The following is a 23,852-nucleotide window of genomic DNA, read 5'->3' on the forward strand; positions in this document are numbered from 1 at the left end:
CCTCCAGTAGCTGTGCGAGCATTAGCTGTAATGTCGCTATTTTCTCGCGGGAGGGCAACCAAAAGATCGCTGTTAATTCTGATATTGCCACCGTCAGAACTACCTGTATCCGTCGTAATTCTGCTGTTGCGCCGCAATTGAATGGATCGCGCTTGGAGGTTAATATTTGCTCCAGTACCGGAGACAGTTGTACCGTCAATGCTGGCTTTGTTATCGAGGGCGATCGAGTCTGCAACCACATTAATATTACCAGCACGACCACTTCCCAAAGCCTCAACATTGACTGTGCCTCCATCTCGGACAATCAATCGATTTACATTCAAATTCAACGAACCCGCATTCCCCGTAGCATTGGGATTGACAAAAGTATTCGCGCTGCCAACCGAAGCCTCAATTTTACTCCTGAAGCCACCGTTACTCCCGATGCCTTGCACTTCTGTGCGATCGGCATTAATTGTAATATCTCCCGCATCTGCTGCACCCAAAGAACCCGCAGAAATAATTCCCCCATCCCGTACAGCGAGCATGGGCGTTGAGAGGCGGATATCTCCACCTCTACCAGAGGTTGTAGTTTGAGTACCCAGAGCACTCGGTGCGACGAAGCCCGCATTCCCCAAAACTCCAGACACGCCGCTCACTTCGATCGACTCTGAGGCTCTAACAGTTAAACTTCCTCCAGGCCCTCCACTCGTAGAAAAAACGAATCCGCCAATAATCGCACCCGTCGATAAAGTAATTACAGCTCCATCCGAAACAGTCAGCCGCTTAGTGTCGATCGTAATATCCCCAGCTTTTCCATTCCCATCGAAAGAGTTAGCCCCGATCGCAGTTTGCGCCGTACTTCCAGGGAGACTCCCCGACAATTCTACCGATTGATTCGCTTTAATCGCGATATTCCCCGATGCTCCATTACTGCGACTGATGCTGACGAGATTGGAGCCATCGCGCATGATTAACCGTTGTGCGTCAACAGTTATGTTTCCGCCTTGACCGGTACTTCCCCTAGTTGTTCCGTTGCTGAGTACAGAACTAACGATCTCAATGGTATTGGCGCGGAAAGTCATATTTCCGCCATTTCCAGCACTAAATGTGGTGCTACCGCCCACTACCCCATCGCGCAGCAGGAGCCGTCCAGTGTCAATATTAATGTTTCCGGCGGCTCCACTGCCAACAGTACCAGCATTCACAACAATTTGCGGATCGAAGGGGTTGAGCGTTCCAGATGCCACATATTGGCTGTAAACTTGCTGATAGCCTTCAATTCCCAGCCCGATCGCTTCCACTGAGTCAGTAACGCGGAGGTTGATATCGCTCCCCGAACCCTCTCCCAGTGTAGGAGTGAAAATTTGCGACCCTTTATCTACTCGCAAGTTCTGGGCATTGATATCGATACCTCTACCATCACTATTTCCCAGTGTTAGTCCATAAATTCCCGAACTGCTGACGGTGACGTTTCCACCTCTGATATCAATTTTGCCACCTCCTAATCCGCTTGTGTTTATCAACGCACCGTTCATTTCAATATTGCCGAAGTTCTGAATATTGCTGTAGTTTAAATTCACACCTAAAGCTGTTGGTTCAAATCGCACTAAACCAGGACTTTTGACGCTACCCAACAGAATTTGTCCGCTATAAGCTGTTAAATTTCCTCCTTGCAGTTGAATGTCTCCACCAATTAATGCTAAAGTTTGACCGGGGTCTACTGCTAAACCGAGTTTGTTAGAAACAGGAATTTCTACGGGCAGTGGGGGTAAGGTTGGTGTGGGGCCGATTGCTTGGGAAGTGTTGACAATTGTGCCGGGATTTTCTCTAAATCTCAAAGCCACAGGAATATTAATCGCTAACAATGGCACGGCTTGGGGGTTATTACTGCTAAATTCAAAGCCATTATTAAACAGAACGTCGCTAGCAGTTGCACCGATAAATGAGCCGCGCAAATCTAACCGCGCATTGGGGCCGAAGACAATTCCTTTCGGGTTGAGTAAGAATAAGTTGGCGTTTCCTTGTACTCCTAATGTTCCTAAAATATTGGAAGGATTGCCACCTGTGATGCGAGTGAAAATATTAGCAATGCCGTTAGGATTGGCAAAATATGCTCCTCTGCCTTCACCGACGTTGAATTCTCGGAAACTGTGAAATAAGTTAGGGCCGCGAGTTGCACCGCCTTCAATGCGGTCTGATGGTAAGTTATTAATAGTGTCGGATACGGTGCGGGAGTTTTCAGTGTCTAGAGTGCGATCGGGGACGATTTGAGCGAGAGTGGCAGTGGGAAATAGCAGCAAGAAAGCAAACAATAGAGTGGAAGATATGCGGGACATAGTTCAGCTTCCTATATAATACTTTAGGGTAAAATAATCTTTGTGTTAGATACCCGACTTCTTTAAAAAGTCGGGTATTTGGCTACTGTATTTGTGTTTCTCGCATCAGCCGATCGCCCTCGACTCAAATTCCCTGAATCAAACGATTTGCTCGCTAGAAGGTTCCCCACTAGCTGGAGGCTCTACCGTATCACCAAAAGCAATCCGCAGAAATGGCGGCGCTAAAAATGTCGTCAGAATCACCATGATAATAATCGAGACTTCTAACGGTTTATCCAAAACCCCACTCGCCGAACCGATGCCGGCAAACACTAAGCCGACTTCGCCCCGAGGAACCATCCCCACTCCGATCGCCAATCGATTGATTCCCGGCAGACCAAACACCACCCAACCAGTCACCAGCTTGCCCAAAATAGCAACCACAATCAAGAAAGTAGCAATCAAAAGACCAGCCCGATTATCTGGCACTGTTGGGTTCAAAACCCCCAAATCCGCCCGAGATCCCACCGTCACAAAGAAGATGGGTACAACCATATCGGCGATGGGTTTAACCAATTCATCCAACTCATTGCGCGCATCGCTTTCATCCAAAACCAAGCCCGCAGCAAAGGCCCCCAAAATCGCTTCGAGATGAATTGCATTGGCAAGAAACGCCATGAACAAGGCAAAAATAAAGGCGGGGATCACAATATTGCCGCGAGTTTTGAGTTTCTCCACCACCGCAGTGAAGCTTTTGTTAAAGATGCCGCCCAACAGAATCGAACCTAGTAGAAAGACACTTGCACTGACAATCAAATAGATGACATTAACAACGTCAATCTCACCAGTTTTCGCTAAACTCGCGACAACAGCCAAGACAATAATTCCCAGCACATCATCAATCACCGCCGCACCGACAATGATTTGACCTTCTTTAGATTTCAGCCGTCCCAATTCAGACAAAACTTTCGATGTAATTCCGATGCTAGTTGCCGTCAAAGCAGCCCCCGCAAAAATCGCCGAAATCGCCGGAGTGTGGAAAATCATCATCAAGCCCGCAGTACCGGCGGCAAAGGGAACTGCCACGCCGGCACAAGCGACAACGACGGCTTGAACCCCCACTTCTTTTAGTTGTCTGAGATCCGACTCCAAACCAATTTCAAACAGCAGAACAATCACGCCTAATTCAGCCAGCACTGAAATGACTTCACTCTGCGATTCAAAGACACTGGTGAGGGCGGCAGGAGACAGATGATTAATCGATTGCAGAACTGTCATAATTCCTGAGTTGGATGCTGACAGCCCGCTTTCGGGAAAAACGACCAGGTGTAAAGCAGATACGCCAACAATTACCCCTGCTACAAGTTCACCCAAAACCGGCGGAAAATCAAACTTTAGAGCCACTTCTGCGCCGAGTTTACTGGCGAGATAAATCACTACCAAACTGAGCAAAACTCCGCTGATAACGATCGGCGAATTTTCTGCCTCGACTGTTGCTAGCAAAGGTATGGGAGCAACTAGGGATGCCATCCCAGAACTTAAAGCTGTAATTGTATGGTTCAAAAACATGGGTACGATGATGTTCAGTTGACAGTTGACAGTTGACAGTTGACGGTTGACGGTTGACGGTTGACGGTTGACAGTTGACGGTTGACTGTGAGTATAAAAACTGATAACTGCTAGATATTTGGTAGCCAGTTAACTCGACATGACTATCAAGCAAAACTCGAAGAACCCAAATCTGGCGGTACATCCTGCCACCGCCCTTGTCCGACTGCTTGAATTGCTTCTTTTAGCAAGATATCGCCGGTATAAATTGCCCTACCGACGATCGCACTTTTGACACCAATTGATTCCAAAGCCAGCAAACTTAACAAATCGGCGATCGAACTAACGCCGCCGGAAGCAATCACCGGAATCGAAATAGCGTTAGCAATTTCGCGCAAAGATTCCAAATTCGGCCCTTCCATAGTACCGTCGCGGTGAATGTCGGTGTAAATAATTTCAGCAGCGCCTAACTCTGCCATTTTTTGCGCCAATTCTGTTGCTAAAACTTCCGAAGTTTCCAGCCAGCCTCTAGTAGCAACTTTACCATTTCTGGCATCGATGCCAACCAGAATTCGACCGGGAAATTCGGCGCACAATTCGCCGACTAATTGCGGTTGTTCGACGGCGACAGTGCCGAGAATGGCGCGCCGAACGCCTAAATTGAGGATAGCAGCAACAGAAGCGCGATCGCGCATTCCCCCACCTACTTGACAGGGAACGTCTACAGATCGGACGATCGCTTCAATAGCTGCTTGGTTGACTGGATGACCTGCTTTGGCGCCGTCGAGGTCTACTAAATGCAGCATAGTTGCGCCTTCATTTACCCACTGTCTGGCGACTTCGACGGGATTGTCGTTAAAAGTTTGAGACTTCGCGTAGTCTCCCTGATACAGTCTGACGCATTTTCCATCCAATAAGTCGATCGCTGGAATTACATTCATAATTTTTCCTCAAAGTGGTTATTATACCAGCTAAAAAAAAGAATGCAACTTTAGAGAATTTCCCAACCCATACCTAATCATTCATTCCGAATTATAATATCTAAAATGGTATTACCTAATACCATTTATTTTTGACATTCGCAACCGCTATTAAGATGAAACATAATCGCCGAAGACAGCGTTGACCATAAAGGAGTATTGACATCGGCTTTTTGCAAAGCTTCGGCCGTCCAGTCGTTGCAAGTTCTCAAAACATAGTAACTGCCTTTTGCTTCATAAAAACTGTCGCTGTTACCGTAGCCGTAGCTAATTTTCATTTTCTTACCTGCTGCGTCTAATGGGAATGAATTTTTAATAAAATTTACCAGCGTCAGATAATTTTCGCCGCTAATTTTAACACATTTGGTTTCTATACTTTGGGGGAGAACCCGATAACCTTGAACGTGTAGGGTAGATGGAGTAAGCAGAAATAGCGCCTTGAAAGCTGTAACTGGGTTGATACTTCCTGATGTGGGAGTTTCCAACATAAAAGCTCTATCTCCCCAGCCAAAAGACAAATATTTATAATCAGAATTGGCATCCCGCCCTATTTCTGTTAGCGGTAAAAATTGATTCCAGTCAAAATATTTATTTTTAACTGGAACAATGACCTCCGTATGAATGCCTTGGTTGGAAATGTATAGAGAGATTGTGCAATCTGCTTGCGAGTAATTTCCCCACTTTCTGGGAGTTAGATAGCCAATTGTTAGGAAAGCGGTCAAAGATAAGATGACAATTCCTAAGCGCTTTATGCTTTTTCTCATTTTAACTGTAGGTTTCAAATTGTGCCTTCGGAGGGCGGGCGCTGCATCTTTGTGGGAAAGAATTCTTGCAAGGCAGAATTGCGCTGTTCGGGGGTTTCGTTAGCCCAATTCGACAAACTTTCGTAGAAAAAGAACGACACGCCAGCGAAATCTCTTTTTCGCACTTCTTGCACTTGTTCTTGAATTTGTTTTAGGGGCACAGAATTATTTTTAAGACCAGTTAAAATGCCGATCGCAGTTGGAATGTGAAGTTTAGCCAGTTTGACTTCTTCCCGTTCCAGTTCGGCACTAAAACGCTTGATATCGCTGCGATAAACCTGCAACACAATTTCTTGAATGTAGCCGCGTCTTTCCCAGGTAAACCAGTCCTGCAAGTGGGCGGGTAAAGCAAAGTGAAAAGGGTTCGGAGATAAGCTGACAATACATTTTTCTTTGCGGGATTTGATGGCGCGGGAAACTCGCCCCATGAAGTCGTTGATTTTGTCGGCGCGCCAGCGCACCCAGAAGGTTTCGCGGGGGTCGTCGGAGGGAGGGCTTTTGATTTGTTCCTGATACATTAACACTGTTTGCGGCTCGTAGCCAAACTCTACTGGCAAACCGAAATGGTCGTCAAATTGAATGCCATCTAGATCGTAATTATCGACAATTTCTAGGATTAAATCTAAGATAAATTGCTGCACTTCGGGATGAAAGGGATTCAGCCAAACTCGATCGTGTTGGCCTTCTTTCCAAATAGTTGAACCGTCGCGCCGCTGCGCCAGCCAGTCTGGGTGAAGTGTGGCTAATTCCGATTCGGCGGGAGCCATGAAACCAAACTCAAACCACGGGATTACTGCTATACCTTTTTGGCGGGATTGTGCTATAATTTCTTTGAGGATGTCTCGGTCTTTCAATCCGGGTGATGGGTCGATCGACTGTCCGAATACTCGTTGGGCTGCGGCACTCGGATAAAGCGTATAGCCTCCTTGCCAAACCGTGGGATAGATGGTATTGAAATTGAGTCGATCCAGTCGATTTACAGCATCAATGATGTTGTTGCGGGAGAAGATAACCTCGCTGTCAATGTTAGTCAGCCAGACGCCGCGCAATTCGGTTGTTGGGGTTTGGGGGCGGGTTTGAGCTAACAGACGCGGGGATAATATGGCGGAGGAGGAAAGGGCGATCGCAAAAACAACTATTAAAGCCAGTATCCGCTGCCATTTGTGGAGTTTAATCATCAATTTTTTGCAAATATGATTATTGTGAGAGTTCTATTTTACCTCACTCAATAGTACCATTCTCAGCAACAGCCAAGATGCCTGTTCCACAAGAGTGAATTTTTTTCTTGTGGGGAGTAGGGGTTGGGCTTCTAGCCCGCCCTTAAAAAGCTTATTCAAAATGATGCAATATCTCAGTTTTACCTCATATGTTGCACGATTCTCAATAATCCTTTTATGAACAGGCATCTTGCCTGTTCCACAAGAAAATTCGGCGTTGCTGATTCACGGTATGAAGCAACTTTTCACTTGATGTTACAAAACTCACCATACTTGACTTATAGCAATTGGGAAATCTTCCATTCATACCTGTATTTAGCAACGCCTAGATTTACCCTTTTTATAAATTTACATTGATTTTTATTGTATGCTTCCCAGGCGCTAACATTTGCGATCGCCCAACTGTAATAAAGTTAATAAATTCTAAAATTTATCAAAAAGTTGCCCCTGATACTTAATTATAGCAAAGAGGTAAGATATGACAAGTTAGTAACAATCAAATAGTTATAAAATTGAAATTGTTTTTGAGTAATAATCAATATGAATCCTGATTCTCTCCGCACCTTGGGCGTGCCGCCGAATGCTTGGAAAGTTGATGCCAAAATTGCCGATATCACCCGATCGCCGATCGCGCCTCAACCTGTTACCCTAGAAACAGAAACTAAAACTCTGCGTTTGGACTTAGCAAAAGCAGCAATGTTGGTGATAGATATGCAAAACGATTTCTGTCATCCCGACGGTTGGCTAGCACATATTGGCGTAGATGTAACGCCCGCGAGAACTCCAATCAATCCTTTACAAAATTTGCTGCCAAAATTGCGATCGCACGCAATGCCAATTATTTGGATAAACTGGGGAAACCGCCCCGATTTACTCAATATTAGTGCAGCTTCCCGTCACGTTTACAATCCCACAGGCGACGGCGTAGGTTTGGGAGATCCGCTGCCCAAAAACGGCGCACCTGTGTTGATGGCGGGGAGTTGGGCGGCGCAGGTTGTCGATGAATTAAAACCCAAACCGGAGGATATTTGCGTTGATAAGTATCGGATGAGTGGCTTTTGGGATACTCCTTTAGATAGTATCTTGCGGAACCTGGGAAGAACTACACTTTTCTTCGGAGGAGTAAACGCCGATCAGTGCGTCATGGCTACACTGCAAGATGCTAATTTCCTCGGTTACGACTGTATTTTAGTCAAAGATTGTACAGCTACGACATCTCCTGAGTATTGCTGGCAAGCTACTCTTTATAACGTTAAACAATGTTTTGGTTTTTTATCGGATTCTCAGGCTATGTTAGAAGCAATTAAATAGCAGTCATTAGTCATTAGTCAGCAGTCATTAGTCACTAAGAATAAAATTTTGAGGCTAAGAAGCTCGGAACTACTGGACTTACGCATCAGCACAAAAGAAACCGGGTTTTTACGGTTTTTGTCGCCTGTAACGCTTATGCTCGTAAAAACCCGGTTTCTGGGCATCCATGCGTAAGTCCTAAACTAATGACTCTGGCTCGCTAATCATATCAGAAACATAACAACTGACAACTGAAAAAAAAAAAAAATGACAAACCAGTGCATGATTCCTGTGATAAAGTCTCCCAAAGACTACCAAGCATTTCGCATCAGTCCGGGCGATACTAATAGATTAGCTATCGTCTTCGATCCGGTAATAGCTAATGTTTCCTTAACAGTTTGCGTGGAGATTTTCGATGCGGGCGGCAAAACTCCTCCCAACCGCCATCTATTCGCAGTAGAAATGTTTTTTGTACTCAAAGGAAGAGGGCAAGCAACCTGCGACGGCAAAACAGTTAGTATTCAACCGGGAGATAGTTTGTTAGTGCCTCCAACGGCGACTCACGTAATTGAAAATACGGGCAATGAACGTTTGTACACTTTGTGCATTATGGTGCCGAATGAAGATTTTGTGGAACTAATTCGCAGCGGCACGCCAGTCGAACTCGACGAGGAAGATATGAGAGTTCTCGGGCGATCGGACGTACTAATATCGTCCTAGGTTTGTAGTCAGGAATTGAGTCTTTTATCTAATGATTAAAGTCTTGACGAACCTATCGATGATATATTTCTGCTGTTTACAGTTAAGTTGTGGCGGAAATTATCCCTCTCAAATTTTACTGCCAATTGTAGATTAAACCTATAACTTAAGTAGGTCATCGCAAAAAAACATAGTATCTTGTAGGGGCGGGTTTAGTTAAGATATATGATACTAGCGATTAGAGGAGTGCAAAACCCGCCCAACTCATGTAATGTTTATTTGTAACCACCTACTTATTCAATTATGAGCGTTATATTTCACATCACCCGCAGCCAACAGTGGGAACAAGCAAAACAAGTTCAATCCTATCGCGGCGATACGCTAGATTCAGAAGGATTTATCCACTGTTCGACTCTGCCGCAAGTTCTTAAATCTGCCAATAAATTTTTTGTGGGACAAACAGGATTGCTGCTGCTGTGGATTGACTCGGAAAAAGTAGAAGCAGAAATTAAGTATGAATATGCCGCCGGTGAGAATTACCCGCACATTTACGGGCCGCTGAATGTTGATGCTGTGTTGAAAGTTTTTGAGTTTGAATCGGGTACAGATGGCAAGTTTGAATTGCCGATAGAATTAACAGCAAGTATCAATGAACAGGCTTAGTATGCTGTGAAAATAGTTCAAGAAGTATCACTTATTAGTCGCGGTAACTTTGAGGAGTCAGCAGAATGGGGAGTTATTAAAAATGAAATCAGGATTGCTATTGACGCCATAGCCTGGCCTGTGGGCGCATCAAACTTTACGATAAATCCAACCAGGCACGGAAACGGCGTCAAACCTATCAAAAATGCTTGTATGGCTGCTCTTCAAGACAATTTTGGATGGCAGCTTGAAACTAAAATCAGATTTGCAACTAGATCCCCTGGACGGGTAGATGCTACCAAAATTTTAGAGAATGATTTATTTGCCTTAGAATGGGAAACCGGAAATATCTCATCAAGTCACCGCAGTGTTAACAAACTAATTCTCGGTATTTTACGAGGTATTTTTTTAGGGACGGCATTAGTATTGCCCAGCCGCAAACTGTACCCTTATCTAACTGATAGAATTGGCAACTATGAGGAACTAGAACCTTACTTTGATGTCTGGCGTGCCGTTAACATACAAGCAGGTTTTTTAGCCATATTTGTCATTGAACATGATGCCGTTGACAGCAGCGTACCTACAATTACTAAAGGCACAGATGGTCGCGCTTTAATATGAAATGTTAGTTTTTAAGAAAACAGTTCTAGTTGGATTGACTCGTTTTGTTTAATTTGTCGGATTTTATTTTTTGTCTTTCCTCTTGCAGATTCCCAGTTTTCTACGTTGCCATTTGCCAAGTCTTGTAACCGCTTCACTGCTGGTTCAACATCGCCGATTTCAGTACCCAGCCAATACCTACCCAACTTCTCTGCTGCATAAAATGTAGTGCCAGAACCTCCAAAAGGATCGATTACAACTTGTCCCGGATTCGATGCCATAGCAATGATGCGTTCCAGCATAATCGGAGCTAATTCATTGGCTCCCCTTTTCTTGTGCTGTCGGTGTCTGACTGGCGGAATATCTGTCCACATTTCCTCAATTAACGTCCACAAATTTTCCGATCGAATATCTTCAGAAGCATCTTCCCAGACATCTTCTGAAGCATCCCAAACATCCATTAAGTTAATACCTTGAGGATTTAATTTTTTGCGGTGTCCACCGTAATCTTTAATCTCTCCGCCGCAATGTCGGCAAACTTGAATCGGCGTATAAACTTTATTGAAAACTGCTGGTTCGCCTTTTGTGTAATAAAGCAATCCGTAGTGTGCGGGAGACATTTTCTTGCCGCGAGGAAAGGCTTTAGGCATTCTACAGGCTATCCAGTGACGAAAGTCCATGCCCTGTTGGTTTAAATATGCACCGTACTCAATGCACCACTTAGGCAAGTTGAAAACAAATAGACTCCCGCCCGGTTTAAGCACTCGAATGCTTTGTTTTAGCCACAGTTTTGACCAAGCAAGATAATCGCTGGAATTTAGCCGATCGCTCGTACCGTTACCGTAATCTTTGCCGAGATTAAAGGGCGGATCTGCAAACACAATATCCGCACAGGAATCTGGAAGAGTTCCTAAAAATTTGAGACAGTCTTCGTGGTAAAGAATGCCGTATTCGCTTTGATAAACCTCTCGCAATCCCCGTTCGGTGGAAACCACAGGTGATATCAGACTCAAAGGTTGCATTTAAGTATTTTTATTGAGATTTCTCACTTCCATAATATTAATTGTAGCGAGTCTTGTCAAGAGATTATTGAGTCGATCGCACTTAACCTTTGTATCTTAAAAAAGATAGATTGCGATTGACCGTGGGTTGGGGGCGGGTTTACGAGATTATCAGTTTTAGGCAAATATTGTTGGCGAACCCGCCCCTACAAATATTGGGGTTTAAACTTCTGGCGGACTGTTGCCACAGTTGCAAAATATCAATCAACATCAACCAACTCAGCCGCCAATTTCAGCGCATCTTCGCGAGTCGCAATTCTCCCCTCCACCCGCGCTAATTGAATCTCCATCAACAATTGACCGATGCGCGGACTTCTGGGCAATTTCAAAGACTCCATTAAATCGTTGCCGCTAACTAATTGTGTGGGATGAGCAACAATATCATCGGCATCGAGATAGCGATTAATTAACAGTGAAATCTCATCCACGGAAAGTCCCGCAGCTACTGCCAAAACTGCGAAAACTGGAAATACTATTCCCAGATCCCGAAACAAAAAATACTGTTCTCTCAAAGACATTTCCGAAATAGGTTTTGCTTGCAATTTCGGCAAGTATTTCAAAAGCCCGATCGCACTTTTAATCTCCGCATTGCTGTACTTCAACCGCAGCAACTCTGTTTCAGCGATTGTCGGGTCGGAATTTGCCAAAACAGCCAGCTTCGCTACAGCCAACAAAGGCGTTTTAATTGTATCTCTAATCGATCGCCCAAACTCTGTCCCCAACTCGGGATAAATTGCCGCCAAATCAGCAGCACACGAGTCAATTTTTGTCAAAATATCAAAACGGTCGATCGCACTTTCAAACCAAATCGAAAACAAACCATCTTCGCAACCGCGACAAATCCAAGGAACACCGTTATTATTGCTCAACAAATAACCCAATTCCGTCCGCACCCGTTCCACCGCTACCCGACTCAACAGCGGCGCTAATTCCCGAATCGCCGATTGTGTTTCCGGCTCGATCGCAAAACCCAACTGCGCCGCTTGGCGGTAAGCTCTTAATAACCTCAGCGGATCGTCCTCCAAATTTGACCGCGAAATCATCCGCAGCAAACCCAAGCGCAAATCAGTTTGACCGTCCAAAGGATCGATGATTTCTCCGGTAAAAGGATTGCAGGCGATCGCATTTATCCGAAAATCTCGGCGCAGCAAATCCCCCTCCAGACTCCCCCCTTCCGCCTGCGCCAAATCCACCGTACCGCCCGCAAACACCACCCGCGCAATTTGCCGTTCCGCATCCAACAAAACAAATCCACCTTTCGTGCGATCGGCAATTTTTCGAGCAGTCTTCACCGCCCGTGTTAGCATAACGAAATCCAAATCAAAATAGTGCGATCGCCTCCCCAGCAGCGCATCCCGCACCGCACCGCCCACCAGATAAGCAGGCGGTGTCAGCAGTTCCAAATCAAACGGCCAAGTATCAGGAGATAATGCAGAGGGCAAACTAATCGGCATCGCAACAAAAATAAACAAACTTACAAACAATTAAGCTCTTGCTACGCTAGATTAACAGAAAGCTCGAAATTCACCAATCTTTTTGAAATGCACAGAGGATATCAAGAATGTGTATTTGTATTAACTGCCACTATGTAGACCGCTGCTTCACCTACCACGCCGTAGAAGGACAGCACGAACAGATTCACCTCACCGAAACACCCGATTTCGACCCCGTAGAACCCACAATCAACGTCAACATCCGCCCCCGCCAAGATGAAATTGAAATGGAATGGGATGTAGTTGGCTGTGAAAGTTTCAAGCAAGAGACCGGCAAATGGGCAAAATTGCGACCGGGCGAACTCGTACCGACTTAAGGAAGAAGGAAGAAGGAAGAGGGAAGAAGGAAGAAGGAAGAAGGAAAACAATAAAACGATCTCCTTTTCTTGTTTCTTCTTTTTACCCAATTTTCAATTTTCCATTTCCAATATTCAATTCCCAATTTTCAATTCCCGATGCCCGATGCCCGATGCCCAATTCCCCATTCCCCATTCCCAATTACAAATCTAAAATCTAAAATCTAAAATCTAAAATCCAATGTGCTATTGCTTAAACCCAACTTGTCAGAATCCGCAAAATTCAGGGGATGCAGAATTGTGCAAAAGTTGCGGCTCGAAATTGTTGTTAACTAACGAACACTCGCCATCAGCATCTCGCTACCGTACCATAAAGGCGATCGGACAAGGAGGCTTTGGCCGAACATTTCTAGCAGTTGATGAAACCAAACCCCTGATTTTTTCGCAGTGCGTAATCAAGCAATTTTTCCCGCAAAATACCGCCGAAAAAGCCGCTCAACTATTTCACCAAGAAGCAGCCCAGCTACAAACATTGGGCAAACATCCCCAAATTCCCGAATTAATCGCGCATTTTGAACAAGACGGGAGACAGTATTTAGTACAAGAATTTATAGACGGCAAAAACCTAGCCAGAGAATTAGAACAAAAAGGAGCATTCACCGAAACTCAAATTCGGCAACTCCTCAACGATTTATTGCCCGTGCTCCACTTCGTCCACAAATCCAAAGTCATTCACCGCGATATCAAACCCGAAAATATCATTCGCCGCCGCCTATCTCCAACTCCTTTACCCGCCTTAGAGAATTCCTATCAACCATCTCCTTTCCAAAAAGATATTGTTTTAGTAGACTTTGGTGCAGCTAAAAAAGTAACAGCAACCGGCTTGCCGCAAACAGGTACAATCATCGGCAGTGCTGCTTATACAGCCCCAGAACAATTGATGGGGAAAGCAGTTTTTGCCAGCGATATCTACAGTTTGGGCGTTACCTGCATTCACTTGCTGACTGAAATTCCTCCCTTCGATTTGTTCGACAGTACAGAAGATTCTTGGGCTTGGCGAAATTATTTGAAGACTGCTGTTAGCGACGATTTCGGCCGCATCCTCGACACCATGCTTCAAAGTGCCACCAACCGGCGTTACAGTTCAGCATCAGCAGTCATCCGGCACTTGAACCCCAAACCGGTGTATTTAGACGCACAGCCGGTGCTAGACGCGCCGGAAACGCCCGCAGAACGAGTGCTTACACCTGCGCCCGGTGTGTCGCTTTTCACTCGCCAACAGCAAGCCGAAATTCAGCAAGCTTTGCAAGAGGCGATCGCCCCCTACAATGTTACAATCCAAGTCAGTCAAGCCAAGCAACAGCTCAATATCGTCATCAACAGAACCGAAGACAACCCCGTTTACTATCCGCACTTATCTCAAATAATTGCCACCAGACTCACCGATTTGCAGTTAAATAAAGTCGCAGCAGTGAAGCTGTTGGGAAGAGTCAACAATTCTCGCCGCCCCGAGTGGAAGCAAATATTGCAAATCGATCCCAAGATTCAATTGAGAAACAAACTCGTGCGGCTGCAACACAATCAATTAGTCAAGAAAATCGCCTCTGTTACTACCCAAGAATTTTGGCTGCCGAAGTTGAAAACTCAGGATTTTTGGATAGATGCGCTAATGTTTGCCTTAGTTTGGTTTATCTTTGGCTCTCAAATAGTCATTTTTAATTCGTGGTTTGCGCTAATAGTTTCTTCGGGTTTTATGGCCGTCAAGCATCAAGTTTCCCAAAAGAAAGAATTTGCCAATAAAAATTTATTTGCAAGTTTAGTAGTGCTGTTCTTGATGACTGGGGGCATGGGTAATTCCAGGATTTTAAATACGGGAATATTTGGCATTCTTTTGGGTTGCTTAGTTGTGGCTTTGCCGCTGTTTTTTGTTAAGGAAAATTATCAGTAATCGTGAATAGCAATCCCCAAGACGGAACATCAGTTAAAAAATACGGCTTAGCCCTGCACACAGCTAGTCGCGAACTCGGTTTAGCCATCAGCAATTTTGCCGGGGATTCTCGCTGCCAAACTTGGAATTTGGATCGCGATTTAGCAACTCATTTGCATCAGTATTTAATCGAGTTTATTGGGCCGCAAACATGGGCGGATTTTGCTTTTATTGCAGTGGCGAAAGGGCCCGGAGGCTTCACGGGGACTCGCATGGGTATGGTGACGGCGCGGACTTTGGCTCAACAGTTGGATATTCCGGTTTTTGCGGTTTCAACTTTGGCGGCTGTGGCTTGGGCGGAACCCCCCCAACCCCCCCTTGGTAAGGGGGGGCTTTTGAGAGAGGATATGGCGCTGCAAATGCCTGCACAGCGGGGACAATTGTTTGGGGCGGTTTATTCAGTTAACAAAGATTCTGGTTTAACTGAGTTGTTTCCTGATACGGTGATGACGGCGGAATCCTGGCAGGAAAAGTTGGAAAGTTGGGAAAACTCTTATCAGTTAATTGAAGTTGGTAGCGAGTTGGGTTGGTCGGTTTCTAGTGTGTTGGAATTGGCTTATTTGGAGTGGAAACAAGGAAGTCGTCCTGATTGGTCGGATGCTTTGCCTTTTTACGGTCAACATCCGGTTAAGGGACACTGAATATTGGGAATAGGGCATGGGGAATAGGGAATTGGGCATTATTTCGTTTCAGTTAAACTCACATCTTGCACCATTCTCAAGAACAGGCAAGATGCCTGTTCCACAAAGATTAGATTTTGTTGTGGAACAGGCATCTTGCCTGTTCCTAAAAGGTTAATTGACAATAGTGCAAGATATAAGTTAAATCAACTTGTAGAGTGCGTTTTTTTTCCGACCATTCCTCATGCCCAATGCCCCATGCCCTGCGCGGGCCAATGCCCGATGCCCGATGCCCGTAAATGATTTATAAGCAATTAACCAGACTTGATATCGTTGTTTATTTAAGGGCGATACAAACTTCGAGGCAAAAAGTTAATGTTAGGGGGTCTGGGCTTTCGGTTCGCAATCGATCGATCTCAGCTCGATCGCAGCCGCGAGATTCCATAAAATCGAGCATCCAGTTCGTTATTGTAGCGAGATCGATGTATTTTGCTCCGAGACAAACAGGGCAAATTTCTGGGCTGAGGGTACCGGTGCCGCCGCATTCGGGGCAATCCCAGTGGCTGGTTACGGGATCGGGGGTAGTTAGGATGTTGTTCATGCTGGGAAAAAGTACGCGCGGCGCAGCGATCCCGCAGGGAATCGCACTACTCGTTAACTCTAGCAAAAATGCCGATCGCCCTTACTTCTTCCTGCCTTTACACTAAGCGGGCTAGTGACTAAAATTGACAAAAATACAAAAGGGGTGGCTATGTTCGATCGCACTCAATGGTTTTTGGCCGGTATGTCGATCGCGCTTTCGCTTCAGTTAAGTCCGCCAGTAGCAGTCGCCGTGCCCGTTAGCAAAGTCGTAGAAACGGCACAAAATAGCAGTAACGATGCTGGTGAAAAAGTATATCAAGAAGCAGAAAAACTTTACCAACAAGGAACAAAGGAAGCTTTAATAAGTGCGATCGTCAAATATGAAGAAGCATTAAAACTGTATCGAGAAGCAGGCGATCGCGAGAAAGAAGCTGTCACCCTTAACAGCATCGGTTTAGTTTACTCAGAATTGGGAGAGCAACAGAAAGCGCTACAGTATTTGAACCAGTCGCTTCCCCTGAGTCAAGCAGTCGGCGATCGCTCGCAAGCAGCTATTACCCTCAGCAACATCGGCTTAGTTTACTCAAAATTGGGAGAGCCACAAAAAGCGCTACAGTATTTCAACCAATCCCTGCCGCTGGGGAGAGCAGTCGGCGATCGCAGCGGGGAAGCTATCACCCTCAGCAACATCGGCAAAGTTTACTCGGATTTGGGAGAAAAACAGACAGCTTTAGAATATTACAACCAATCCCTTCCCCCCACTCGCGCCTTGGGCGATCGCCACGGGGAAGCTATCACTCTCAACAACATCGGCAAAGTTTACTCGGATTTGGGAGAACTACAAAAAGCTTTAGAATATTACAACCGATCGCTTCCCTTGAGTCGGGAAATTGGCGATCGCTCGCAAGAAGCTACCACCCTCAACAACATCGGGGCTGTCTGCTTAGTTTTGGGAGAGTCACAAAAAGCTTTAGAGTATTACAGCCAATCCCTTCCCCTAAGTCGCGCAGTCGGCGATCGCAGCGGGGAAGCTGTCACCCTCAGCAACATCGGCAAAGTCTACTCAGATTTGGGAGAGAAACAGAAAGCTTTAGAATATTACAACCAATCCCTTCCCCTAAGTCAGGCCTCCGGCGATCGATCGGTGCAAGCTAATATCTTCAACAGCATCGGGGCTGTCTACTCAGATTTGGGAGAGAAACAGAAAGCTTTGAAATATTACTATCAATCCCTTCATCTAAGTCGGGAAATCGGCGATCGCAGCGGGGGATCTATCACCTTCAACAACATTGGCAGAATCTACGACGATTCGGGAGACAAACAAAATGCTTTAGAGCATTACAACCAATCCCTTCGCCTGAGTCGGGAAGTTGGCGATCGCAACAGGGAAGCTACCATCCTCAAAAACATCGGCTTAGTTTACTTAAAGTCGGAAGAGAAACAAAAAGCGCTACAGTATTTTAGCCAATCCCTGCTTCTGAGTCGGGCTGTCAGCGACCCCGGAATAGAAGCTGTAAACCTTTTCGGAATGGCTTATGTCAAGCGCGATTTAAGTAATCTTAACGAAGCCCTCAAAGACATCGAAGCCTCTCTCAAAATTATCGAAAACCTCCGCACCAAAATTGCCAGCCCAGAACTCCGCAGCTCATACTTTGCCACAGTACAAACCTACTACGAATTCTACATCGACCTGTTAATGCAACTGCACAAAACTAATCCTAAATTCGGTTATGATACAAAAGCCTTAGAAGCCAGCGAACGTTCTCGTGCCCGCAGCCTCCTAGAACTACTTCAAGAAAGTAACGCCAACATTCGCGAAGGCATTGACCCCGATTTACTGCAACAAGAAAAGAGCTTGCAACAGCAACTCGATGCCATTGAAAAGCAGCGCATCGAAACAATCAGCCGTCCCAACCCCAACGCAACTAAAATCGATGAAATCGACAAACAGCGCCTCGCACTTTTGCAACAATATCAGCAACTCCAAACAAAGATTCGTACCGCCAGCCCCCGGTACGCTGCCCTCACCCAACCCCAACCTTTAACACTGCCAGAAATTAAGAAACAGATTCTCGATGAAAACACGATTTTATTGCAGTATTCCCTCGGCAAAGACCGCAGTTATTTGTGGGTGGTTAGCCAAAAGGAACTCACCAGCTATGAATTGCCAAAACGCGCCGATATTGAAACAGCAGCAGTGGCTTTCCGCACCGCAGTCACTAGCCCAACCCAGAGAGAAATTCCCCAAAAAGTTGCCGAACCAAGTGCAAATCTGGGTCAATTAATTTTACAGCCCGCCGCAGCCCAATTAGGAAACAAACGCTTATTAATTGTTCCCGACGGCGTGCTGCACTATACCCCTTTTCCCGCGTTAACTCTTCCCCAAACCGCCGGACAAAATACCAATGTTCTCTTAATTGCCGAACATGAAATTATTACCCTGCCTTCCGCCTCAAGTCTCGCTATTCTCCGGAAAAATTACGGAGATAGAAAACCGCCCAACCAAACTTTAGCAATTTTAGCCGATCCTGTTTTCAGTCCAGACGATGAAAGAATTAAAGGAAAAATCACCCAAGCAACGACAGAAAAATTAGAATCAAATAACCTCGGTTTAAATCGCTCGCTTCGTGCTTCCGAGATAGAATGGCCGCCAAAACGCCTACCATTTACTCGCCAAGAAGCCCAAACAATATCCAGCTTATTCCCCTCAGCTTCTAGCCGTCAAATATTTGATTTTGATGCCAGTCGCACTACTGCCACCGATGGCAGTTTAGCTAATTATCAAATCATTCACTTCGCCACCCACGGCCTTGCCAACAGCAAAAATCCCGAACTGTCAGGAATTGTGATGTCTACCGTAGATGACAAGGGCAATCTTGTCAATGGTTTTTTGCGACTAACGGATATTTTCAACTTGAAAATGGCGGCAAATTTAGTGGTTTTAAGTGCTTGTCAATCCGGCATGGGACAGAATGTTAAAGGCGAAGGAATGGTGGGATTGACAAGGGGTTTTATGTATGCGGGGGCGCAGCGGGTGGCGGTGAGTTTGTGGAATGTCGATGATGAAGGAACTTCTGTGTTAATGCAAAAGTTTTATCAGAGAATGCTGCAACAAAAGTTAGCGCCGGCGGCAGCTTTGAGGGCCGCGCAGATGGAAATGATGCAGCAGGAAAAATGGAAGTCTCCCTATTATTGGGCGGCTTTTACTTTGCAAGGGGAGTGGAAATGAGATAGGAGAAGGAAGTTCGGCAACGGATTGTGACCAAATGGAAGTATTCGTAGGGTGCGTCGCCACGAACAACTTTTGCTGCTATTGGTAGATATCATAGCGACGCACCCTACAACTTTTAACGAGGATGAATCATACCAAATCCGGGTATCATACCTTTAGTCCGCGTAGGCGGACTTTGTGTGTATAGACGCGATTTCAATCGCCTCCTTCATAACGGGGATATTTAACCCGGATTTGTATTATACAAATCCAGATTACTTACCCTCTTGATGGTGGTGGTGCGTCGCTATTGAATCGTTTTCAATAGCCAGAATTGTTGGTGGCGACGCACCCTACGCATAATCCAATACGGTATTAGTTTATCGCCCGCTAGCTAAAGCCTCCCGCAATTTGCGGCCCCGCGATTTATCCCGAAGTTCGGGAGTCGCCATCCGCAACACAAAATCCAGCAGCCAAGGTGCAATTCGGTGACACCAAACTGCTAGATGACTTTGATATCCCACTAAGATTTCCGGCGCATCTTTGTGCAATCCCGCGACAAGTGCTAGGGCAACTTTTTCGGGAGTTGTGGGCACTACCCAGCGAAATTGTTCCAAGTCTCGCACCATGTCGGTATCTGTTAGGGATGGGAGCAAAGCTGTGACTCGAACGTTGTACTGAGTTAACTCGCTGCGTAAAGCTTGGGTGAATCCCAAAATGGCAAATTTGGTAGCAGAATAAGTGGCCATTGTGGGAGCGGCGATTTTGCCCATTAAGCTGGAAACATTGACGATTGTTCCCTCTTTTTGAGTCGCCATTCGCCTCGCAATCAAGCGGGTAATTGTGTAGGTTCCGAGCAAATTTAAGGCGATTTCTTCCTCGATTAACGGGAGCGGGGAACGCAAGAATGATGCTTGGTGCGCGACACCCGCACAGTTGACTAGCAGGTGAATGGGGCCGCAATCTCGCCAAGCTTGGGCGATCGCAATATTCACCGCTACTGACTGAGTTAAATCCAAAGCTAACGGCACTACTTCTGTGCCAAAAACATCGATTTCCTCTGCCAGTTCAATTAATTGCTTGCGGTTGCGCGCCACAATCAACAAACGTTTGACTCCTTGTCTCGCTAATTCCAGGGCGATCGATCGCCCAATTCCGCGCGAAGCTCCTGTAACAAGAGCTGTTTTTCCTTGAAGTTGCATAGATTAAACCTTTTGGTTGATGCTCACCGCGGCACGGAGTTATGAGTTGTGAGTTGTGAATTATCAGTTATGAGTTGAATGTTTTGGCGGTAACAACTCATAATTCATAATTGTGGGAAAGGCTATCTTGTTCCGATAAGCCTAATTTTTTCGTGGGGTTAACTCAAAACAAAAAACTTTTGAATCGCTAACGTGCGCGTGAGTTGAACTAAACTTTTGGTTTGCCAAGAATCAGTCAAATATCTGGTCATTTAACCTCATGCAAGCAGACCAGACAAACGTGAGATGAGAAAACCTAGTCGAGAATCATGCCAAAGCTGGCTTTAGTACCGCTCTTTCATCAGTTAGCGGAGGCGGACTTTGCCTGTGCAGCCGCGAATCTATTCGCCGGGAATATTCACCCGAAATTTTCATTTTTCGGGGCTTAATTACCCCTCTTTTTTTAGTCCGCAGAGGCAGACGATATCCTGTGCCGCCGCGACTTACAATCGCCGGGGATTCGCGCGAATTGGCACAGGATAATTGAGCAATGCAGATTATCAATTCCACACCTCCTAGATATGAGAATTTCCTATCTACACACACCTTAACAACTAGAAGTTAAAGCGGCAACAATTTTTAATAAATCTTCCGCAACACTTCTTTACACAATTATCATACGGCGGATTTCCAAGTGCCGTGAAAGCCCAAAGGTATGACACCGGGCAATTCTAGCTGGCAAACCGGAGAATCTGAAAGTCCGTCGCTGTCAAATATCCAGACTTCGCTTTTATCAGAATTGCCGTCATAAATAACTGTCAAAATCCAACCTTTCTCCGAGGAAATATCTGGAACGTAGATGGGTTCTGCGGGATAGCGATTTTTGCCCAAGTCGGCAATTGTGAGATTGCGGTTTTGCGTGTCCAAACGGGCGATCGCACCGTAACGTTCCGCTACAATATCAACGTCAGGCCGATACATTGCCAGATAAATATATCGCGAGTCTTGCCCTACTTCGGAAGCAGGTACGATCGGAAATTCGCAAGGTTGAGCCAGCAATTCTTCTGTTTCTGTCACTTTGCCCGTCAGAGGATTGAGATGCACCCGCCACAGAGTCCCCTCCGCATCGGTGCGAGTTTCACCCGCAGCTACTTCTTTCAGGCGCTGATTAGTTTTAAAGTCAGCAAAGCGCACTAAATCTACAGCCACCGAACCATCTTCCTTTACAAAACCGTTAGCAAAATGCCACTGAAACCAAGAATCGGTTTCGCCGCGACTAACTAAAGAGAGAGTTTCCGAGTCAACAACTAATATCTGCGTTCCTAACTCCGGTTTCCATTCCAAAGAGTCGCTGTAACTGCTAATTCCAGCTAACACGGGCAAAAAATTGAGTCGTACTGGCGGCACAAAAAATATTAGATACTTTCCAGCCAAAACAAAATCGTGGAGCATAGGAGGGCCATCTAAAGCAACAGTTGCTTGCTGCACAATTTGGCCTGTAGGATCGCTTTTATATAGATTCAACTTTGTACTCGCACCATGTGTAATTCCAAAGTTAAAAATATTGCCAGTAATCGGGTCGCGCTTGCAGTGAGCGGAATAAGAAGATCCGCTCTCTAAACTGCCTAAATCGTCCGTTCCGCGAGTTTCCAAGGTTTGCAAATCGAGGCTGTGAGGCCAGCCGCCTTCCCACAAAGCTAAAAGGCGATCGGGCAAAGCTAAAACAGAAGTATTGGCAGCATTTTTAACAGATTTCTTCCACCGCAACCACGCAGGCACCGGTGCTGTCATGCCATAATTACTGTAGAGAAATTTATCAGCTTTTTCCTCAGCTTGATATCCCGCTGTTTCCACGTAGCGATAAACAGCCGCAGCACCCGCATCGGTAAAATGTACTGCCAAAATTGCACCGTCGCCGTCAAACCAGTGTCCCGCATTCATGCCGCCGCGTTGCAAACGTGCGGGCCCGTTGCGGTAGAGAGTTCCCCGCAATCCTGCGGGAATTTTACCGCTTTTAACCAATAGCTGAGTCAGCGGAAATTCCGCAGCCGGACGGGCTAAAGCTTGAGCCCAAGATTTTTTAGCTGAGATTTTAGTGCTTGTTTTCATGGGAAACTGGCAATTTTTAACTGATTTGACAGATATTTTGCTATACAATTATAGCAAAATTTACCTAACAGCTATGACTCTCTGCCGCCGTGCTCTGCTCAAAACTTTTGGGATGACTGCTATTGGTACTCAGCTTTTGCCACTCGCCCAAACTAACCTATCTCCCAAAACTGCGATTGTTAAGCCGCGCCGCCTGCAAGTTGGCGATACTATAGCTTTAATCAATCCTGCTGCTTTCAATTACAAAAAAGAAATCGAGGATTTTTTTAAAGTTATCGAAAAGCTGGGTTTAAAAGTTAAACTGGGAGAGCATTTTTACGACCGCTACGGCTATTTAGCCGGCAAGGATGCCGATCGCGCCGCCGATGTCAACGCAGCCTTTGCCGATGACTCAGTGCGAGCTATTTTTACCGGGATGGGCGGCTGGGGCTGCGCTCGGATATTGCCCCTCCTGGATTACAATATTATCCGCAACAATCCCAAAATTATTCTGGGATTCAGCGATATTACGGCGCTGTTATTGGCGATTTATGCTAAAACTAATAGAGTTACTTTTCACGGCCCTTTAGGTGCGTCAACTTGGAGTCCCTTTACAGTGGATTACGTCAAAAAAGTTTTGTTTGACGGAGGTTCTGTGACGATGCAAAACTCCCAAAGCGTGCAAGTTCAAACAATCGGGCGGGGCACAGCTAGGGGAAAACTAATCGGCGGCAATTTATCAGTAATCGCAGCAATGGTGGGTTCTGCATATTTACCGACATGGGAAAATACTATTTTGTTTGTTGAGGAAGTTGGCGAAGAAGTTTATCGCATCGATAGAATGTTGACGCAGCTCAAATTAGCGGGCATTCTCGATAAAATATCAGGTTTTATTTTCGGACAGTGTACCAAGTGCGAAGCTGAAAAACCCCAAGAGTCCCTAACCTTACCTCAAGTCTTGTCCGACCACATTCGCCCTTTGAAGATTCCCGCGTGGTACGGTTCGATGGTGGGACACATCCGGGAACAGTTCACTTTGCCGATCGGTCTAGAAGTTGAAATTGACGCTGACTCTGGTACAATTAAATTGTTAGAATCCGCTGTCAGCTAAATTTTAAACTATTCTCGATATTAGACCTCTTGCAAAAATCCTTTTAATCAAATTCTGGAACGGGCTCTCGGGAGCATCCCGGTTTTGTAAATATCCCCAAATTAGCATAAAATGAGTAAAATCCAAAGAAACGTTAAAAAAGAGTA

General features: G+C 45.6%; 19 protein-coding genes. 9 read left to right on the plus strand and 10 right to left on the minus strand.

Annotation, left to right across the window (positions count from 1 at the left end):
- The 5 genes from QUB70_RS24805 to QUB70_RS24825 form a co-directional block, all read right to left on the minus strand.
- Positions 1-2,318 (minus strand): two-partner secretion domain-containing protein (locus tag QUB70_RS24805; protein ID WP_332984072.1); only part of this gene is annotated, 2,318 nt, incomplete at its 3' end.
- Between the two features lie 138 nt (positions 2,319-2,456).
- Complete coding sequence (locus tag QUB70_RS24810; RefSeq protein ID WP_332984073.1) at positions 2,457-3,866, minus strand: cation:proton antiporter; 1,410 nt, start codon at positions 3,864-3,866, stop codon at positions 2,457-2,459.
- Between the two features lie 146 nt (positions 3,867-4,012).
- Positions 4,013-4,786, minus strand: coding sequence for a 1-(5-phosphoribosyl)-5-[(5-phosphoribosylamino)methylideneamino]imidazole-4-carboxamide isomerase (hisA, locus tag QUB70_RS24815; protein ID WP_332984074.1), 774 nt, complete (start codon positions 4,784-4,786; stop codon positions 4,013-4,015).
- Between the two features lie 125 nt (positions 4,787-4,911).
- Positions 4,912-5,589 carry a TIGR02117 family protein gene (locus QUB70_RS24820; RefSeq protein ID WP_332984075.1) on the minus strand — a complete coding sequence of 226 codons (678 nt, stop codon included), beginning with the start codon at positions 5,587-5,589 and terminating at the stop codon, positions 4,912-4,914.
- A 14-nt stretch (positions 5,590-5,603) separates the two neighbouring features.
- Positions 5,604-6,806: a glycoside hydrolase family 10 protein gene (locus QUB70_RS24825; RefSeq protein WP_332984076.1), complete on the minus strand. Its 1,203-nt coding sequence runs from the start codon at positions 6,804-6,806 to the stop codon at positions 5,604-5,606.
- A gap of 579 nt (positions 6,807-7,385) precedes the next feature.
- On the opposite strand from QUB70_RS24825, the gene QUB70_RS24830 reads away from it, so the two are divergent.
- The 4 genes from QUB70_RS24830 (at position 7,386) to QUB70_RS24845 (ending at position 10,097) form a co-directional block, all read left to right on the plus strand.
- Positions 7,386-8,156, plus strand: coding sequence for a cysteine hydrolase family protein (locus QUB70_RS24830; protein WP_332984077.1), 771 nt, complete (start codon positions 7,386-7,388; stop codon positions 8,154-8,156).
- Positions 8,157-8,417: 261 nt separating this feature from the next.
- A complete protein-coding gene (locus tag QUB70_RS24835) occupies positions 8,418-8,855 on the plus strand; it encodes a cupin domain-containing protein (RefSeq protein WP_442927818.1) in 438 nt (145 codons plus the stop codon).
- A 282-nt stretch (positions 8,856-9,137) separates the two neighbouring features.
- On the plus strand, positions 9,138-9,497 hold the full coding sequence (locus tag QUB70_RS24840) for a DUF952 domain-containing protein (protein WP_332984079.1): 360 nt from the start codon (positions 9,138-9,140) through the stop codon (positions 9,495-9,497).
- Between the two features lie 6 nt (positions 9,498-9,503).
- Entirely contained in the window at positions 9,504-10,097 is a 594-nt protein-coding gene (locus QUB70_RS24845) for a restriction endonuclease (protein WP_332984081.1), read from the plus strand.
- 11 nt (positions 10,098-10,108) lie between these two features.
- Here QUB70_RS24845 and QUB70_RS24850 read toward each other — a convergent pair whose 3' ends face one another.
- Together QUB70_RS24850 and QUB70_RS24855 are read right to left on the minus strand one after the other, a co-directional pair.
- Entirely contained in the window at positions 10,109-11,098 is a 990-nt protein-coding gene (locus QUB70_RS24850; protein ID WP_332984082.1) for a DNA-methyltransferase, read from the minus strand.
- A 239-nt stretch (positions 11,099-11,337) separates the two neighbouring features.
- A complete protein-coding gene (locus tag QUB70_RS24855; protein WP_332984092.1) occupies positions 11,338-12,591 on the minus strand; it encodes a CCA tRNA nucleotidyltransferase in 1,254 nt (417 codons plus the stop codon).
- A 107-nt stretch (positions 12,592-12,698) separates the two neighbouring features.
- On the opposite strand from QUB70_RS24855, the gene QUB70_RS24860 reads away from it, so the two are divergent.
- From QUB70_RS24860 to tsaB, 3 genes are all read left to right on the plus strand, one after another.
- Complete coding sequence (locus QUB70_RS24860; protein ID WP_332984083.1) at positions 12,699-12,947, plus strand: Ycf34 family protein; 249 nt, start codon at positions 12,699-12,701, stop codon at positions 12,945-12,947.
- Positions 12,948-13,167: 220 nt separating this feature from the next.
- Positions 13,168-14,874, plus strand: a complete 1,707-nt coding sequence (locus QUB70_RS24865) for a serine/threonine-protein kinase (RefSeq protein ID WP_332984084.1) — start codon at positions 13,168-13,170, stop codon at positions 14,872-14,874.
- Positions 14,875-14,876: 2 nt separating this feature from the next.
- Positions 14,877-15,554 (plus strand): tRNA (adenosine(37)-N6)-threonylcarbamoyltransferase complex dimerization subunit type 1 TsaB, encoded by a 678-nt coding sequence (tsaB, locus tag QUB70_RS24870; protein ID WP_332984086.1) that lies wholly within the window; start codon positions 14,877-14,879, stop codon positions 15,552-15,554.
- A gap of 316 nt (positions 15,555-15,870) precedes the next feature.
- Here the strand turns inward: tsaB and QUB70_RS24875 are convergent, their stop codons facing one another.
- Positions 15,871-16,200 carry a hypothetical protein gene (locus QUB70_RS24875; protein ID WP_332984087.1) on the minus strand — a complete coding sequence of 110 codons (330 nt, stop codon included), beginning with the start codon at positions 16,198-16,200 and terminating at the stop codon, positions 15,871-15,873.
- Between the two features lie 48 nt (positions 16,201-16,248).
- Between QUB70_RS24875 and QUB70_RS24880 the strand changes: the two genes are divergently transcribed.
- Positions 16,249-19,344 carry a CHAT domain-containing protein gene (locus tag QUB70_RS24880; RefSeq protein WP_332984089.1) on the plus strand — a complete coding sequence of 1,032 codons (3,096 nt, stop codon included), beginning with the start codon at positions 16,249-16,251 and terminating at the stop codon, positions 19,342-19,344.
- Between the two features lie 362 nt (positions 19,345-19,706).
- Here the strand turns inward: QUB70_RS24880 and QUB70_RS24885 are convergent, their stop codons facing one another.
- Both QUB70_RS24885 and QUB70_RS24890 read right to left on the minus strand, forming a co-directional pair.
- Positions 19,707-20,528, minus strand: a complete 822-nt coding sequence (locus QUB70_RS24885) for an SDR family NAD(P)-dependent oxidoreductase (RefSeq protein WP_332984090.1) — start codon at positions 20,526-20,528, stop codon at positions 19,707-19,709.
- Between the two features lie 654 nt (positions 20,529-21,182).
- Positions 21,183-22,616, minus strand: a complete 1,434-nt coding sequence (locus tag QUB70_RS24890) for a carotenoid oxygenase family protein (RefSeq protein ID WP_332984091.1) — start codon at positions 22,614-22,616, stop codon at positions 21,183-21,185.
- A 73-nt stretch (positions 22,617-22,689) separates the two neighbouring features.
- On the opposite strand from QUB70_RS24890, the gene QUB70_RS24895 reads away from it, so the two are divergent.
- A complete protein-coding gene (locus tag QUB70_RS24895) occupies positions 22,690-23,706 on the plus strand; it encodes a S66 peptidase family protein (RefSeq protein WP_332984093.1) in 1,017 nt (338 codons plus the stop codon).
- Positions 23,707-23,852 lie beyond the last annotated feature (146 nt).

The organism is Microcoleus sp. A003_D6, assembly GCF_036702825.1.
GTDB lineage: Bacteria > Cyanobacteriota > Cyanobacteriia > Cyanobacteriales > Microcoleaceae > Microcoleus.

What these genes read in the sequence shown, in the direction of transcription:
- hisA (WP_332984074.1), bottom strand. Translation starts at nt 4,786, where the DNA reads ATGAATGTAATTCCAGCGATCGACTTATTGGATGGAAAATGCGTCAGA.
- QUB70_RS24895 (WP_332984093.1), top strand. Translation starts at nt 22,690, where the DNA reads ATGACTCTCTGCCGCCGTGCTCTGCTCAAAACTTTTGGGATGACTGCT.
- QUB70_RS24830 (WP_332984077.1), top strand. Translation starts at nt 7,386, where the DNA reads ATGAATCCTGATTCTCTCCGCACCTTGGGCGTGCCGCCGAATGCTTGG.
- QUB70_RS24885 (WP_332984090.1), bottom strand. Translation starts at nt 20,528, where the DNA reads ATGCAACTTCAAGGAAAAACAGCTCTTGTTACAGGAGCTTCGCGCGGA.
- QUB70_RS24810 (WP_332984073.1), bottom strand. Translation starts at nt 3,866, where the DNA reads ATGTTTTTGAACCATACAATTACAGCTTTAAGTTCTGGGATGGCATCC.
- QUB70_RS24890 (WP_332984091.1), bottom strand. Translation starts at nt 22,616, where the DNA reads ATGAAAACAAGCACTAAAATCTCAGCTAAAAAATCTTGGGCTCAAGCT.
- QUB70_RS24835 (WP_442927818.1), top strand. Translation starts at nt 8,418, where the DNA reads ATGATTCCTGTGATAAAGTCTCCCAAAGACTACCAAGCATTTCGCATC.
- QUB70_RS24855 (WP_332984092.1), bottom strand. Translation starts at nt 12,591, where the DNA reads ATGCCGATTAGTTTGCCCTCTGCATTATCTCCTGATACTTGGCCGTTT.
- QUB70_RS24865 (WP_332984084.1), top strand. Translation starts at nt 13,168, where the DNA reads ATGTGCTATTGCTTAAACCCAACTTGTCAGAATCCGCAAAATTCAGGG.
- QUB70_RS24850 (WP_332984082.1), bottom strand. Translation starts at nt 11,098, where the DNA reads ATGCAACCTTTGAGTCTGATATCACCTGTGGTTTCCACCGAACGGGGA.
- QUB70_RS24825 (WP_332984076.1), bottom strand. Translation starts at nt 6,806, where the DNA reads ATGATTAAACTCCACAAATGGCAGCGGATACTGGCTTTAATAGTTGTT.
- QUB70_RS24820 (WP_332984075.1), bottom strand. Translation starts at nt 5,589, where the DNA reads ATGAGAAAAAGCATAAAGCGCTTAGGAATTGTCATCTTATCTTTGACC.
- QUB70_RS24860 (WP_332984083.1), top strand. Translation starts at nt 12,699, where the DNA reads ATGTGTATTTGTATTAACTGCCACTATGTAGACCGCTGCTTCACCTAC.
- QUB70_RS24840 (WP_332984079.1), top strand. Translation starts at nt 9,138, where the DNA reads ATGAGCGTTATATTTCACATCACCCGCAGCCAACAGTGGGAACAAGCA.